The organism is Rhodococcus sp. NPDC056516 (assembly GCF_042794655.1).
GTDB lineage: Bacteria > Actinomycetota > Actinomycetes > Mycobacteriales > Mycobacteriaceae > Rhodococcus_F.
Genome location: NZ_JBHTTG010000001.1, coordinates 617053 through 630882, shown reverse-complemented (window position 1 = coordinate 630882; position 13830 = coordinate 617053). Strand labels below are relative to the sequence as shown.

Sequence of the window (13830 nt, the reverse complement as noted above, 5' to 3'; positions counted from 1 at the left end):
GAACATCCCGACCGAGCGATCGCTCGGTACGAGCACTCTCGCACACGCCGACGTGTCGGGTCAACAATCTTCGAGCATTGCCTCACCCTGATCCAGCCGGCCGGCAACCACCATGTCGCGGTACAGATCGTCCTTGTCCATGAGCTCGTCATGGTTGCCGATGTTCCGGATCCGACCGTCCTCCATCACGACGATCCAGTCAGCGTCGCGCACGGTCGAGAGCCGGTGAGCGATGGTCACCACGGCCCCGGTGCGTGCACGTTCGTTGATCGCGTCGACTATGGCGGCTTCGGTGAGCGTGTCGACCTGGGCAGTGGCTTCGTCGAGCAGAAGCAAAGCACTCGGCCGCAGAACTGCGCGCGCCATCGCGATCCGCTGACGTTGGCCACCGGACAGCGAGGTGGCCGTCAGAGCGGTGTCGAGTCCGTTGGGCAGGGCCTCGATCGCGTCGTCGAGTCGGAGCAAGCGAAGAACAGCCTGAACTTCATCGTCTGTTGCGTCGGGATGACTGAAGACGACGTTCTCCCGAATCGTTCCGGGTACCACCGGTGTCTCCTGCTCCACGTACGCGAGACTCTCGCGCACAGCGCGGTGATCTAGCGCGTCGTAACCGACTCCGTGCAGGAGAACCTCACCCGATCTCGGTTCGACGAATCGCAACACCGTCGAGAGCAAGGTCGTCTTACCCGCACCCGACGGACCGACGATGGCCATGTGCCCGCGCTCCGGAATGACGAGCGAGACATCACGCAACGCCGGCTGGTTCGAGCCGTGGTAGCTCACAGTGACATCGCGCAACTCGATGAGCGGCGCGGCAGCATTCGTGTTCTCGACGACGTTCACGACCTCGTCGTACTTCTCGGTGGGCAACGACTGCATCTCGCGGATTCGGATAGCCGCCGCGATTCCCGACTGAACGGAGGTCACGTTCTGCGCAAGCTCCGACACCGGCCCCATCAGGGTGAAGGCGTAAAGCAGAAACGCGATGAGCGTCGAGACGGCCATTTCGCCGTCGGCGACTCGCCAGGCACCAAAGCCCAAGATGGCGATGATCGAGCCTTGAATGGCGGTCCACGCGACAGTCCAGGCAGTTGCCGATACTCGCACCGCGGTGATCGCATGCTTTTTCGCATCGGACGCATTGTTCGTCACCAGAGCGCCGACGCGATCCTCGGCGAGGGAAACCTTGACCGTCCGGATCGCACGCAAGCCACCCTCGAGAACGCCGCCGAGCTGACCGAGCGATTCCTGGGTCCGCGCTTCGGCCGCGGAAATCCGAGGCATCAGAACGGCAAAGAGTATGGAGGCGAACACGATTGCCACCATGGTCACGCCCAACAACGGCAGATCCAGAACGCCCATCAGAACAATCGTTCCGATGGTCAACGCGGCTGCGTTCAGAATATTCACTGCGGCCGACGACGCCGCCTCCCTCAGCAGCAAGGTGTCCGAGGTGACCCGGGTGACCAATTCACCGACCGATCGCGATTGCAGCGACGACACGGTCGCGGCGAGGAATCGCCTGACCAGCGAAGACCTGGCGTCGAAGACAACCTTCTCGGCGGCGGTTCCGAGAACGATCCACTGAGCACAGCCGAGCACCGCACCGACGACCAGAAGGACGACGAGCGTGAGGATCGGCCCCTTCAGTGACGCACCGGTATCGAGGGTGTCGAGAACCCACTTGGTGACCATCGGCGTTGCCAGCGTTGCCGCGGAGCCGCACAGCGCCAAGACCAATCCGAGGAGGAGCGACGGCAGGTGCGGGCGAGCGAACTCCGAGAGGACGCGGAGATTGCTCCATTTCGGCGCGGGCTGAGGAGCATCGGATTCAAGCATGAATTTATGGAACACGAATGTTCCATAAAGGGCAAGAGGAATTCCGATACGGAAACACTGGATACCGAAACCGGACACGGCTACGCTTCGAATTCGTGACAACGATCCACAGCGCACCAGAACAAAGCGCGACCCGCGAGCGCACACGAAAGGCCATCCTCGATGCCGCCGTTTCGGTGTTCGCATCCAAGCCTGCCGCGACGCTCAGCGAGATCGCTGCAGCCGCGAAGGTCGGCCGGACCACCTTGCACCGTTACTTTCCCGAACGGTCAGACCTGGTCGACGCCGTCGCGGCCGAGGCCACCCGCGCCGTCGGAGAGGCCGCAGCAGCCGCGCGTCTCGGTGAAGGCTCCGGAGCAGAGGCACTGGTGCGCCTGTGCCATGAATACTTCGAACTGGCCGATCTTTTGACGGTCCTGTTCTTCACTCCCGGCGTGTATCAAGAAGATTCGTTTGCCGAGTCCGCGTCGAACGACGACGGAGTCAGCGACGCCATCGAGCGCGGACACTCCGACGGTTCCATCGACCCCGACATGGGTTCGGACTGGGTGCAGAACCTGTTGTGGTCACTGCTCTACACGTCGATGGACTACGTGAACCGCGGTTCCGGGACGCGACTACAGGCCTTGGACCTGACGGTTCGCAGCCTCCGCCGCGGAATCGCGCCCGATCCCGCGGTCTAGGTTGTCGGCTGCTTGAACAGCGGCACGCCGTTTGGTCACGCCTAGTTTGCGGTAGATCGAGCGAATGTGAGTCTTCACAGTGGGATAGGCGATGCCGAGGTGCGCAGCGATCTCGTCTGCAGTCATCGTGGTGCGCAGAAAAGTGAGAATCTCTTTCTCACGTTCCGTCAGGACTCCAGCGAGTTGGGCAGAGAGCCGGCCCCGTTTTTCCAGAATCGTGCGCAGGAGCTCCTGGTGTCTCGACCCCTGTGTTGCGTGCGCGTTCAACAGATCGACGATTACCGGATCGCCGCTGAGAAATGGGGCGAGAATCCGCTCGGGGATTGCTTCCGCCAGCGCACGATCCAACTGCTCGTGCGCCTGCGGTCCACGCCCGGCGACGGAGCTCAGGGCGGCAGACGTGACCAGGGTGCTCACCAGCGCATATCGCGGCAGCGCGGCCGAGGTTGCCAAGCGAAGCGCTTGAGCCGACGGTTCCGGATCCCCCATGACTCGGTAGAGCTCCGCGAGAAGCGCGTGAGCGACCGCAGCACCTGTTCTGGTCAGCGTGGGCATTGCGATGCGGCGAGCTTGCTCGTCCTGTCCTTGAGCGTGGGCGAGCCAGGCCGTGGTGACGCGCCGCAGCGTATCCCAAGGAATGCCGTGCTTGTCCGCAGTGCTCACGCCTCGCAGCAGACGAGCGGCGTTGTGGTACCGGTCTTCCCGGTTCAGAGCGATCAGGCTCATCACCAAGTACAGACGGGCGAGCGCCTCGAAATTGGTTCCGGGACTGCCCTCCACGATGATCGAGTCGAACTGAGCGATCGCCTCCTCGAAGTCGCCACGCCAGTAAGCGATGCACCCTCGATTCGACTGTGGGAGACCGCCTTCGAAGCGTTCCCAATCGGACGCCACCTCTCGCGCAGGAAGGCCGTCGAGGATCCGTTCGGCTTCGGTGAATACTCCTGCGTGGGTGAGCGCAAAAGCCAAATTGGATTGCGCGAGACGCAACGTCTCCGTGCGCGACTGCAACTGCGCCTCGTCGCTGGCGGAGCGAAGTAGCGCGATTGCACGAGGAAGGTCACGACGAAGCCTGATCTCGGTCCACCCGAGGAGGAAAAGCGCGGACGGGTAATCGTCCTCGGGCTCACACTGGGCGAGCGCGTGGCGAGCGCGATCGGCGATGACGGCCTTGGTCGAGGTGTCCGGAGCGAGCAGCAGGTCGGTGAAGCAGACGACAAAATCGTCGGACGCGACCCGCAGACCCTGTCCGCGGAGAAACTCCGCGCCGTACGGATCGCCGCTGAGATCGCGGCAGCACGCCCGTATCAGCAGGATGTGCGGATCGTGCGGTTCGGGATGCGCAAGGCAGAGTTGCTCGAGTTCCCTGGTGTGAGATTCGAGAATCAAACGAAGCCAGTTTTTCCGCAGGACGCGTCGAGCCTGCTCCGCCTCACCAGATGCGAGTGCGTCGCGCACGGCTTCGATCATGTGTCGAAGATACTCGAGACGTTCGATGTCCGTGGAGATCCGGTCTCATCCGCTTCGGATGAGACCGCGATCGAAGCCTGCGGAAACCAGTGAGAATTGCCGGAATCAACCGAAATGCGCTAGTCGGCGGAATCCCGGTGCGCAGGCCTGACACGAAACGGATAAGACACATGAGCTTCTGGGAAAGCCTCGGCTGGATGCTGTGGGCAACCGTCTTCATCGGATATCTCTTCGCGCTGTTCGCGATCATCGCCGACCTGTTCCGCGATCACAAGCTCAGCGGTTGGTTGAAGGCCGTCTGGGTGTTCTTCCTACTCTTCCTGCCCATCCTCACCGCGCTCGTCTATCTCGTCGCCCGCGGCGAAGGGATGACGGAACGCAGCAACAAGGCCGCACGCGACGCCGAGAAGGCCGCCGAATCGTACATCCGCGAGGTCGCGGGGAAGAGCCCCAGCGAGGAGATCGCCGCAGCCGCAGCACTGCTCGAAGCCGGAGCGATCAGCGAGGACGAGTTCGCCGCACTGAAGCTGAAGGTCCTCTCGTGAGTGCCGCGCGTTTCGGCCCTGTCGATTTCTATCTTCTCGGTCTGCCTGGGCAGAACCTCGACCCGGCCGCGCTCTCCGCGCTCACCGACCTTACGGATACGGGCCTGGTGCGGCTGCTCGATCTGATCGTCATCTCCAAGTCCGAGGACGGTGAACTCACCCTCATCGAGGTCGAGGAGTTGCCGAACGGCTTCGAGATCAACGTCGAGATGCTCGGCGCGTCCGGTCTGCTCGGGCATGAGGACATCACCGAACTCGCGGCAGCCATTCCCACCGGCGCTGCAGCGCTGCTGGTAGCGATCGAGCTGGTCTATCAGCGCGAGCTCGCCGCCCGGACCGCGGCGTCCGGCGCGGTGTTACTGGGCTACGAGCGGATACCCGCACCCGTCGTCAACGCCCTCATGGACACGATCATCCCGAAACTGGAGGTCTGACATGCCGTACATCCCGAGAAGAGGTCGCCCCGGACTGCTGGGCCTCGCCGCCCGCACCGCGGTCGTGACCGGTACCGCGACCGCCGTCAGCGACAGGATGGCCACCCGCCGGCAAAGGAGAGCTCAGGCCGAATACGAGCAGGCGCAGTACGAATTTGCCCAGCAGCAGGCCGTACTTCCGATGCCCACACCCGCACCCGCCTCCCCGGTCGATCTCGTCACCGAGTTGCAGAAACTCGGCGACCTCAAATCACAAGGTCTACTGAGCGAGGCCGAGTTTCAAGCCGCGAAAGCTCGACTGCTCGGCTGATTCACCCCGACGGGCGAGGGATTCCCGCTCTCGCTTCCATACCCGACACCGAATGGAACCCGCTATGTCCGCGACCTCAGTCAACGTCCTGAACTTCAATCGGGCAGAATCCGATCTCATGTTCGCTCGCCTGGCCGCGGGCGTCGGCCTGGGCACGTGGAACCACACTCGTGATCTCGGGTCGCTCGACGACCAGCCGATCATCCGCCAGAACCGCGACACCCTGTACAGCAGCGCGATCGTCGATGTGCGCGAAGACGTCACGATCACGGTGCCCGATACCGGCAAGCGCTACATCTCCGTGTGGGTGGTAAGTCAAGATCATTACGGTCCTGTCATCCTGCGCGATCCGGGAGAGCACCTGCTCACGCGCGAATTGGTCGGAACCGATTACGCCGCACTGATCGTCCGTATCCTCGTCGATCCGAACAGCCCCGAAGACGTCACCGAGGTGAACCGGTTGCAGGACGCCCTCACCATCGACGGCGGCGGAACAGGTGAGTTCCCGTTGCCCGACTACGACGAGCAGGCGCAGACCGAGACCCGCGACGCGCTCCTCGCCCTCGCTCGTGGCATCACCACATACGACCGTTCATTCGGCACCGCGGCGGAAGTCGACCCCATCAGGCACCTGCTCGGTACCGCCTCCGGCTGGGGCGGCCTCCCCGAGTACGAGGCCACCTACGTCAACTTCGACGAACGTCTCCCCGTCGGGGAATACCGTCTCCGCCTGAACGACGTTCCCGTGGATGCATTCTGGTCGGTCTCGCTGTACAACGCGGCGGGGTACTTCGAAGAAAACGCTTTGGGCGTCAACAGCATCAACAGCATCACCGCCACCCCCGACTCCGACGGCAGCACCACCATCCGCTTCGGTGTCCATCTCGGCGGCGCCGCGAACGCACTGCCCATCATGCCGGGCTGGAACTACGTGCTGCGCCTGTACCGCCCCCGCCCCTCCGTGCTCGACGGCACCTGGACGGCTCCTCGTCCCGAAGCGCTCTAGAGAAGCGTCTATCTCCCACGCACACCCAACTCTCGGGTGACTCGACCTGATCACGGAGGTACAAGCCATGCGCCTGTTATTTCAGCTCATTTCGCAATGCGTACTCGGCGCGATCGCGCTGATCGTCGTGCATTTTGCTCTCCCCGGCGTCAGCCTGAGCGTGAACGGCTTCTTGGCCGCTATCGGGGTATTCACCCTCGCACACATGATTCTCGGCCCATTCGTGCTCAGCGTGGCACTGCACTACGCGGCTCCGCTCGCGGGTGGTGTCGGCTTGGTCGCCACGCTGCTCGCGCTCTGGGTTGCCACCCTGGTCCCCGACGGCATTGAGATCAGCGGCGTCGGGTCCTGGATCCTCGCACCGATCATCGTGTGGGTGATCACCGCACTGGGAGGGTGGATCTTCATGGCTCTTGTCATCGACAAGTGGATCAAGAGACGCAATGCCGAAAAGCTCGTGCGCAGTGTGCAAAAGGCATGAATGATCAGTGAAACGGAACCCACAAGGAGTCAGCCATGCCAAGTCACCCGCTCGATCGTCGCGTTCTCCTCAAGACCGCCCCGAACTTCCGGGATCTCGGTGGCATTCCCGTTGCTGACGGCACCGTCCGCGCAGGCGCGCTCTACCGTTCGGCGACGCTCGCGAAACTCGACGGCGACGACGTTGCCGCGGTCGCCGACTTGAACGTCCGGACGGTCTACGACCTGAGGACCGCCGCCGAGCGCGACGGCGCACTCGACAATCTCCCCGACTCGACACGCACGGTCTGGCTCGACGTCCTCGCCGACAATGCCCAAAATGCCGCGGCCACCGGGCTACTCATGACGGACCCGCTCGCGTACGCCGAGACCATCAGCGGCGGCCGTGGAATCGCACAGATGGAGGAAGCGAACCGCAACTTCGTCAGCCTACCGTCCGCTCTCGACGCCTATCGCACGTTCTACCTCGACCTCATCGACGAAAAACGCACCGGGGCAGCACTTTTCCACTGCACTACCGGCAAAGATCGAACCGGATGGGCCGCTACCTCCTTCCTGCTCCTCCTCGGCGCCGACGAAGCCGACGTACGCGCCGATTATCTGGAGACGAATACCGATCTGGCCCCCATGACGGAACCGATCCTCGACTTCGCCGCCAGCAAAGGCGTTGACGCAGAACTACTCCGGCCCCTCCTCGGAGTCCGTGACAGCTACTTCGACGCCGCTCTCGACGAAATGCGCACGCACTTCGGCACCGTCGAGGACTACGCAATCAACGGACTGAAGCTCACCTCAGAGCAACTCACCGCGCTCCGCGAGCGGTTCACATCCCGGTCGGGAGTCATCAGCGCGAAGTGATCGGAGCCCTTACCGGACAGTCATTTTCGCCCTCGTCCCGCTTCTTCTGGTGATTGTCCACCCGGGTGACCACGACGACAGCGAGGATCCCCACCGCCAAGCCGAGCGCGGTGAACGGAGTGAAGGATTCTCCGAACATCAACGCGCCCCAGACCGCGGTGACGGGGGCGATCAAGAACATCAAGGTGTTGACGGACGTGATGCCGATGCGACGGAGCAGTAACCAGTACAGCCCGTAACCACCGAACGTGGACAGCACGACTAACCAGAGCAATGCGATCCAGAATGTGTTGACGCTTGGTGGTACGGCGACACCTGAGGCCACCGCCAGTGTCGTGAAAACTATTGCGCTGGTCGAACAGTGGATGGCCAGAGCCTGCAGAGGGGGCGTGGTCGTGAGAGCGCGTTGTTGGACGAAGGTGGATGCAACCAGGCTGAGCATCCCCAGGAACGGGATCGCGTACGCCCACCACGGAGCAGATGTACCGGCTCCTGCGTCGGCTGCCGTGACCAGTGCGACGCCGCCCAGTCCGATCGCCAATCCGACCCACTGCATCCGCGGGACTGCAACACCGAGGAGCGGACCGAGCAGAGCCGCCGCGACCAGCGGCTGAATACCGTCGATCAGTGCGGTGGTTCCGGTGTTCACACCGAGGTCGACTGCCCAGTACACCGACAACAGGTAGCCGCTCTGGGAGAGCATCCCGATCACCACCTGCCTGCCGATAGCCCGCGGTGTCGGCATCGTGTTCCGGCGCCGGGCGGAGAGCCAGACAATCGGGAGCAGTACCGCCGCAAGCGGGAGAAAACGCCACATCAGCAACGTGGGGATCTCGGCACTGCCGGCCCCGAGTTTGGCTCCGATGAAACCCGAACTCCAGCACGCGACGAACAGGACCGACAAGGTAGCCGTCAGGACAGATCTCGGGATCACGATCCGAGGTATACCGATCTGTTTACTCACACGTTCGACTATACAGATCGGTATACTTTTGTCCATGGCAGAGGAATCCGTACCCGAATTGACTCCTAAAGCGCGTCGCATCCTGGAGTCGGCATCGAAGTTGTTCTACGAAAAGGGAATTCATGCCGTAGGCGTGGATACCGTCGCACTGGACGCCGGGGTCACGAAGAAAACTCTGTACGAGCGGTTCGGCTCGAAGGACGGTCTCGTCGTGGAGTACCTGAAGGACCGAGATCGGCGGTGGCGAGCCTTTCGCGACAAGAAGCTCGCATCCGCCGGCGAGAGCCGCGCCGAACAGTTGAGTGCGGTGTTCGATGCTTCCGCCTCCTGGTCCGGGGCGAGCGGAGGCAAGGGGTGCAGCATGATCAACGCCCACGCTGAGTTCAGTGATCGCTCTCATCAGGTCTTCGCTGTTGTCGCCGAACAGAAGCGGGAGATGTTGGACCTTTTTCGGCGCATTCTGGCGACGGACGGGCAAACCGACGAACGTCTCGTCGAGGCGATCATGCTGCTTCACGAAGGTGCCCTCGTCGCGGACGGGATCGGTATCGGCACCGACCCCTTCGGCGCCGGCCGGGACGCGGCGCTCGAATTGCTGAAGAACTTGGGGTAATCCACCGCGCTGCACACGTTCTGGGCGACCCCTTCGACAGAGTCAGCACCCGACAACAAGATCCTTCACACGGGCGCCACGGAGTTTGCTTCGACCCGAAAACGATCGGAATGAAAGATCGCACACGATAGTTTGATCATCAAATATCTCCGAATGGTCATTCTTGCTGTACGATTGGGATGCGCCAGACAGGTGCACCAGCATTAACCCGGTTCCACAACTCTCCTGTTCCGTCGCCCGCGCGACGAACATCGCACAGTTGTGAGCAAAACGTGAAGGAGTCTCCGATGCCCACATATTTGATCGACTACGGCGAGGTCATCTCTCAACCCCAGGATCCGCACTCCATCGACGAACTTATCGCCGTCACAGGGATGGATCGAATCGACTTCACGGCCAATTACTGGGCTTTTCGACCAGCGTATGACGCCGGCCAGTCCGCGAATGAATACTGGAAAAATGTTCTAGCGCAATCAGTTCCAATCGATCCGAACACATTGAGAACCCTCGTCGAGATCGATATCGCGGGATGGATGCACTTCGATCGAGACAGCGTCGCATGGATCGAGAATCAGCACCGCCGCGGCTCGAAACTACATCTACTGTCGAACGCGCCAAACGAATTGGCCTCAGCGATTGCAGGTTCCGAACTGGCCCGGTACTTCGATCAACTCATCTTCAGCGCGAGACTGAAGATGGTCAAACCCAACCGGGAAATATTTTCACAGGCACACAGCTCAATCGGCGGCCGCGCAGCAGACATCATCTTCGTCGATGATCGACCCGAAAATATTTCTGCTGCAGAGCAATACGGAATGCAGGCACACCTGTACGTCGGCAAATCCACCCTCGCAAATCTTGCCGACCGCGATTGAGGCTCGCCCCCAGAGCGGCATCAACCAGGGCCTTGCGGACACCGATCACCATGAATCGGAAGGACTGACCATCTGCACGGGAGGTCGTCAGCGGCTCTGACAGCGCGTCAAGGCCGCCAAACGCAATCCGACAAGAATGGCCCGTTCCTCCGTGTACACCCTCGCGCCTTCGAGATCGAGCACAGCGTCGATATCCGCGCCCTCACCAATGTCGACGAACTCACCGAACTCACGCAGCAGAGTTCGCCTGCGTTCCCTGTCTGCACGCCACAAAACTACGCGAATGCGGAGAATCAGAAGACGCTCACTGAAGCGACCCATGATCACCACACCGTAACCTCGATCAGTCTGATACTCAGACACAGAGCACCTGGATCCCCTCGTCCCTCAACTCTGCCACCACGTCCTGAGGGGCCCCGACATCGGTGACCAACACATCGATCCGATCGAGCGCACAAACGACCGCAAGTGCTGTACGAGTAAATTTGCTCGAATCGGCCACGGCGATCACCCGCGTAGACGATGTCAGAGCAGCACGTTTGACCGCTGCATCCTGCATGTCGTAGGCAGTAACACCGCTCGTTCGGCTGAGTCCGCAGCAGGTCAGCAAGACTGTGTCGAATCTCAGCGTAGCGAGGTTTTGCTCCACCATTGGGCCCACCACGGAGGTCTCCCCACTACGGACTGTTCCTCCAGGCAGTAACAATCTCACCGTCGCTGCCTCCATGAGAACGGGAATCGCGTGTGCCGCCAACGGCATCACGGTGACATTGCGAGACGACAACTCGTGTGCTGCCGCCAGCCCCGTCGTACCGCTGTCGAGCAACACTGCTTCGCCATCGGCAATCAAATTGACTGCGGCGGAAGCAATTCGCGCCTTCTCCGCCACACCCTCCATCTCGCGCAGCACGAACGGAAGCTCATCACCACGCAACACCGCACTGACCGCACCACCGCGCACCCTTCGGAGCACCCCGGCCGTTTCCAGTTCAGCGAGGTCTCGGCGGATTGTCACCTCTGAAGTGTTCAGATCGCGTGCCAGATCTGCCACCGAAACAGACTCGGAGCCCTTCAGCGCTCGCACTATCTCGACTTGTCTACCGTCAATCACCATAAACAAAGAGTACATGGATTCTGATCATTCGAATGCAAAATATGATCATTTGCATAGGTTCACTTCGACATACTCCTGGCATCGCATTGCCGGGCAGACACGGGGAACCCGCAATTCACCGCGCATGGAGGTCGGGGTTACCGTCGACAATCTCACGCAAGGCATCGCTTATCGCCCGCACGCGGGCCAATCTGATCAGCTCGCGCGGGACAACGAGCCAATACGACCTCCGAATTGCGAACTCGTCACGCAGCACCGGCACGAGGTCATCGTCGGTCGCGCCGATGTACGTCGGCAAGGGCGCGATTCCCACACCGTGCTTGACCGCCTCGTAGTGACCAGCGATGTTATTGGTCTGGATCTGCGCTCGCCCGGTGGGCAGTATCCGGTCGAGGATACGCAAAGGTTCGACATCCAAGAACGCGTCCACATACCAGACGAGCGTGTGATGACGTAGGTCGTCCACCGACGAGATCGACTCGTGCGTCTCCAAATACCGACGCGAGGCGTAAAGCCGCAAGTTGTAGTCCGCAAGCTTACTGACGACCACAGACCGGGGAGAGGGCCGCTCCAATGTGACGGCGACGTCGAAGTCACGCCCGGTCAACACATCGTGGGTAGTCGAAGTCAGCACTTCGGTGTACAAATCCGGGTGCCGGGCACGGACAGAGCGCAGGCCCGGAACCAATACGAAGGCACCGAAGCCGTCTGGGGTCAGGATCCGGACCGTCCCGTTGAGGCTCGGCGACGCCGAGGCGGTCGTCTCACCGAGCGCAGAAAGTAGCGTCGACTCGATACTCTCCGCGTAGGGAACCAATCGCCTGCCCGCCTCGGTCAGCTGCCAGCCCGAGACGCCGCGATCGAAAAGCCTTGCTCCCATGTCTTTTTCAAGCCTAGAGATTCTCCTGGAGACAGTGGTCTGATCGACCCCCAGCCGCTTCGACGTATCCGAAATACGCCCCGTGCGTGACAGTTCCAGCAGAAAGCGCAGGTTGTCAGAAGTGAACATCGCCATTCCCGTTCTAGGCTGCAAATTTGCATTGAGTACTGCGATCTTACTTGTTGACGACGGCAATTTTGCGGCACAGACTCGAAGCAACCCCAGCCTCAGGAGTGAATAGTCATGACTGTCATCGCACATTGGATCGACAACAAGATCGCCCCCGGTTCGAGCGGAAACTCCGCTCCGGTCACGAACCCTGCGACGGGCGCCGTCACCGGCAGTGTCGCGCTCGCCAGCGTGCATGACGCACGCGCCGTTATCGACGCTGCGGCTGCTGCGTTCCCCGATTGGCGCGACAGTTCGCTCGCCAAGCGCACCGCAATCCTCTTCGCGTTCCGCGAACTGCTCAATGACCGCAAGCACGAACTCGCAGAGATAATCACCGCCGAGCACGGCAAAGTCCTCTCCGACGCACTCGGTGAGGTGTCAAGAGGCCAGGAGGTCGTCGAATTCGCTTGTGGCATCGCGCACCTGCTCAAGGGCGGTATGACCGAGAATGCCTCGACTAACATCGACGTCACCTCGATCCGTCAACCACTCGGCCCGGTCGCGATAGTCTCGCCGTTCAATTTCCCCGCGATGGTCCCGATGTGGTTCTTCCCTATCGCGATCGCGACCGGAAACACGGTAGTACTCAAGCCGTCCGAAAAAGTTCCATCTGCTTCGCTGTGGATCGCTGCGCTCTGGGCCGAGGCAGGACTTCCGGCGGGCGTGTTCAACGTCCTGCAAGGCGACAAGACAGCTGTCGACGAACTTCTGACCAACCCTGCGATCAAGGCCGTTTCGTTTGTCGGTTCAACCCCCATCGCCCAGTACGTCTACAGCACCGGCACCAGCCACGGAAAGCGCGTCCAGGCTCTCGGAGGAGCGAAGAACCACGCGATCGTCTTGCCTGACGCAGACCTCGATCTGGCCGCCGACGCAATGGTCAACGCCGGATTCGGCTCGGCCGGAGAGCGCTGCATGGCGATCTCGGCACTGGTCGCCGTCGGCGACATCGCCGATGAACTCGTTGGCAAGATCGCCGAGCGGACCCGCACCCTGAAAACCGGTGACGGCACGAAGAACTCAGACATGGGTCCTCTGGTGACCAAGGCCCATCGCGACAAGGTCGCCTCCTACGTCGACGCCGGTGAGGCCGCCGGCGCGGTGATCGTCGTCGATGGCAGGCACGTGCAGGCGAACGGTGGTGAGGGCGGATTCTGGCTCGGCCCGACCCTGATCGACCACGTCACCACCGACATGAGCGTCTACACAGACGAAATCTTCGGCCCTGTGCTCTCGGTCGTACGGGTGAACTCCTACGACGAAGCACTCGACCTGGTGAATTCGAGTGCATTCGGGAACGGCACCGCGATCTTCACCAATGACGGTGGCGCAGCACGTCGCTTCCAGAACGAGATCGAGGTCGGTATGCTCGGGATCAACGTCCCCATTCCCGTCCCCATGGCCTACTACAGCTTCGGCGGTTGGAAGAACAGCCTGTTCGGCGACACTCACGCTCACGGTACCGAAGGTGTCCACTTCTTCACCCGGGGGAAGGTCGTCACTACCCGCTGGCTCGATCCCAGCCACGGCGGCATCAACCTCGGCTTCCCCGAAAACAACTGAGTCCCTGTCCCGTCCGAATATGACG

At 61.7% G+C, this 13830-nt stretch carries 16 protein-coding genes; 10 read left to right on the top strand and 6 right to left on the bottom strand.

Annotated elements, in window-relative coordinates; translation table 11 throughout:
- Window positions 1–60 precede the first annotated feature (60 nt).
- Window positions 61–1839: an ABC transporter ATP-binding protein gene (locus ACFQ6Y_RS03035; RefSeq protein WP_378628817.1), complete on the bottom strand. Its 1779-nt coding sequence runs from the start codon at window positions 1837–1839 to the stop codon at window positions 61–63.
- A gap of 95 nt (window positions 1840–1934) precedes the next feature.
- On the opposite strand from ACFQ6Y_RS03035, the gene ACFQ6Y_RS03030 reads away from it, so the two are divergent.
- Window positions 1935–2522 (top strand): TetR/AcrR family transcriptional regulator, encoded by a 588-nt coding sequence (locus tag ACFQ6Y_RS03030; protein WP_378446911.1) that lies wholly within the window; start codon window positions 1935–1937, stop codon window positions 2520–2522.
- Here ACFQ6Y_RS03030 and ACFQ6Y_RS03025 read toward each other — a convergent pair.
- Window positions 2457–3992 carry a LuxR C-terminal-related transcriptional regulator gene (locus ACFQ6Y_RS03025; protein WP_378628813.1) on the bottom strand — a complete coding sequence of 512 codons (1536 nt, stop codon included), beginning with the start codon at window positions 3990–3992 and terminating at the stop codon, window positions 2457–2459. The genes ACFQ6Y_RS03030 and ACFQ6Y_RS03025 overlap by 66 nt on opposite strands.
- A gap of 170 nt (window positions 3993–4162) precedes the next feature.
- Between ACFQ6Y_RS03025 and ACFQ6Y_RS03020 the strand changes: the two genes are divergently transcribed.
- The 6 genes from ACFQ6Y_RS03020 (at window position 4163) to ACFQ6Y_RS02995 (ending at window position 7625) form a co-directional block, all read left to right on the top strand.
- Window positions 4163–4537, top strand: coding sequence for a PLDc N-terminal domain-containing protein (locus ACFQ6Y_RS03020; RefSeq protein ID WP_030537228.1), 375 nt, complete (start codon window positions 4163–4165; stop codon window positions 4535–4537).
- The gene (locus tag ACFQ6Y_RS03015) at window positions 4534–4971 is read left to right on the top strand and encodes a DUF6325 family protein (RefSeq protein ID WP_378531303.1); all 438 of its coding nucleotides are present in this window, start codon (window positions 4534–4536) and stop codon (window positions 4969–4971) included. Before ACFQ6Y_RS03020 ends, ACFQ6Y_RS03015 begins: the two co-directional genes overlap by 4 nt.
- 1 nt (window position 4972) lies before the next feature.
- On the top strand, window positions 4973–5281 hold the full coding sequence (locus ACFQ6Y_RS03010; protein ID WP_378628810.1) for an SHOCT domain-containing protein: 309 nt from the start codon (window positions 4973–4975) through the stop codon (window positions 5279–5281).
- Window positions 5282–5345: 64 nt separating this feature from the next.
- Entirely contained in the window at window positions 5346–6287 is a 942-nt protein-coding gene (locus ACFQ6Y_RS03005; protein ID WP_378628807.1) for a DUF1214 domain-containing protein, read from the top strand.
- 67 nt (window positions 6288–6354) lie between these two features.
- Complete coding sequence (locus ACFQ6Y_RS03000; RefSeq protein WP_020970904.1) at window positions 6355–6768, top strand: phage holin family protein; 414 nt, start codon at window positions 6355–6357, stop codon at window positions 6766–6768.
- Window positions 6769–6803: 35 nt separating this feature from the next.
- Window positions 6804–7625, top strand: coding sequence for a tyrosine-protein phosphatase (locus ACFQ6Y_RS02995; RefSeq protein ID WP_378628805.1), 822 nt, complete (start codon window positions 6804–6806; stop codon window positions 7623–7625).
- On the opposite strand, the gene ACFQ6Y_RS02990 is transcribed toward ACFQ6Y_RS02995, so the two are convergent.
- Window positions 7612–8541 (bottom strand): DMT family transporter, encoded by a 930-nt coding sequence (locus ACFQ6Y_RS02990; RefSeq protein ID WP_378629787.1) that lies wholly within the window; start codon window positions 8539–8541, stop codon window positions 7612–7614. The genes ACFQ6Y_RS02995 and ACFQ6Y_RS02990 overlap by 14 nt on opposite strands.
- A gap of 82 nt (window positions 8542–8623) precedes the next feature.
- Between ACFQ6Y_RS02990 and ACFQ6Y_RS02985 the strand changes: the two genes are divergently transcribed.
- Window positions 8624–9202: a TetR/AcrR family transcriptional regulator gene (locus tag ACFQ6Y_RS02985; RefSeq protein ID WP_378628801.1), complete on the top strand. Its 579-nt coding sequence runs from the start codon at window positions 8624–8626 to the stop codon at window positions 9200–9202.
- 299 nt (window positions 9203–9501) lie between these two features.
- Window positions 9502–10077, top strand: a complete 576-nt coding sequence (locus tag ACFQ6Y_RS02980) for an HAD-IA family hydrolase (protein ID WP_378628797.1) — start codon at window positions 9502–9504, stop codon at window positions 10075–10077.
- An 87-nt stretch (window positions 10078–10164) separates the two neighbouring features.
- Here the strand turns inward: ACFQ6Y_RS02980 and ACFQ6Y_RS02975 are convergent, their stop codons facing one another.
- The 3 genes from ACFQ6Y_RS02975 to ACFQ6Y_RS02965 form a co-directional block, all read right to left on the bottom strand.
- Entirely contained in the window at window positions 10165–10440 is a 276-nt protein-coding gene (locus tag ACFQ6Y_RS02975; protein ID WP_378628794.1) for a hypothetical protein, read from the bottom strand.
- Window positions 10433–11191 (bottom strand): DeoR/GlpR family DNA-binding transcription regulator, encoded by a 759-nt coding sequence (locus tag ACFQ6Y_RS02970; protein WP_378628791.1) that lies wholly within the window; start codon window positions 11189–11191, stop codon window positions 10433–10435. Before ACFQ6Y_RS02970 ends, ACFQ6Y_RS02975 begins: the two co-directional genes overlap by 8 nt.
- A 115-nt stretch (window positions 11192–11306) precedes the next feature.
- Entirely contained in the window at window positions 11307–12200 is an 894-nt protein-coding gene (locus ACFQ6Y_RS02965; RefSeq protein ID WP_378628788.1) for a LysR family transcriptional regulator, read from the bottom strand.
- Between the two features lie 114 nt (window positions 12201–12314).
- On the opposite strand from ACFQ6Y_RS02965, the gene ACFQ6Y_RS02960 reads away from it, so the two are divergent.
- On the top strand, window positions 12315–13805 hold the full coding sequence (locus tag ACFQ6Y_RS02960) for a CoA-acylating methylmalonate-semialdehyde dehydrogenase (RefSeq protein ID WP_378628784.1): 1491 nt from the start codon (window positions 12315–12317) through the stop codon (window positions 13803–13805).
- Window positions 13806–13830 lie beyond the last annotated feature (25 nt).

What these genes read in the sequence shown, in the direction of transcription:
- ACFQ6Y_RS03035 (WP_378628817.1), bottom strand. Translation starts at nt 1,839, where the DNA reads ATGCTTGAATCCGATGCTCCTCAGCCCGCGCCGAAATGGAGCAATCTC.
- ACFQ6Y_RS03025 (WP_378628813.1), bottom strand. Translation starts at nt 3,992, where the DNA reads ATGATCGAAGCCGTGCGCGACGCACTCGCATCTGGTGAGGCGGAGCAG.
- ACFQ6Y_RS03020 (WP_030537228.1), top strand. Translation starts at nt 4,163, where the DNA reads ATGAGCTTCTGGGAAAGCCTCGGCTGGATGCTGTGGGCAACCGTCTTC.
- ACFQ6Y_RS03010 (WP_378628810.1), top strand. Translation starts at nt 4,973, where the DNA reads ATGCCGTACATCCCGAGAAGAGGTCGCCCCGGACTGCTGGGCCTCGCC.
- ACFQ6Y_RS03005 (WP_378628807.1), top strand. Translation starts at nt 5,346, where the DNA reads ATGTCCGCGACCTCAGTCAACGTCCTGAACTTCAATCGGGCAGAATCC.
- ACFQ6Y_RS03000 (WP_020970904.1), top strand. Translation starts at nt 6,355, where the DNA reads ATGCGCCTGTTATTTCAGCTCATTTCGCAATGCGTACTCGGCGCGATC.
- ACFQ6Y_RS02995 (WP_378628805.1), top strand. Translation starts at nt 6,804, where the DNA reads ATGCCAAGTCACCCGCTCGATCGTCGCGTTCTCCTCAAGACCGCCCCG.
- ACFQ6Y_RS02985 (WP_378628801.1), top strand. Translation starts at nt 8,624, where the DNA reads ATGGCAGAGGAATCCGTACCCGAATTGACTCCTAAAGCGCGTCGCATC.
- ACFQ6Y_RS02970 (WP_378628791.1), bottom strand. Translation starts at nt 11,191, where the DNA reads ATGGTGATTGACGGTAGACAAGTCGAGATAGTGCGAGCGCTGAAGGGC.
- ACFQ6Y_RS02965 (WP_378628788.1), bottom strand. Translation starts at nt 12,200, where the DNA reads ATGTTCACTTCTGACAACCTGCGCTTTCTGCTGGAACTGTCACGCACG.
- ACFQ6Y_RS02960 (WP_378628784.1), top strand. Translation starts at nt 12,315, where the DNA reads ATGACTGTCATCGCACATTGGATCGACAACAAGATCGCCCCCGGTTCG.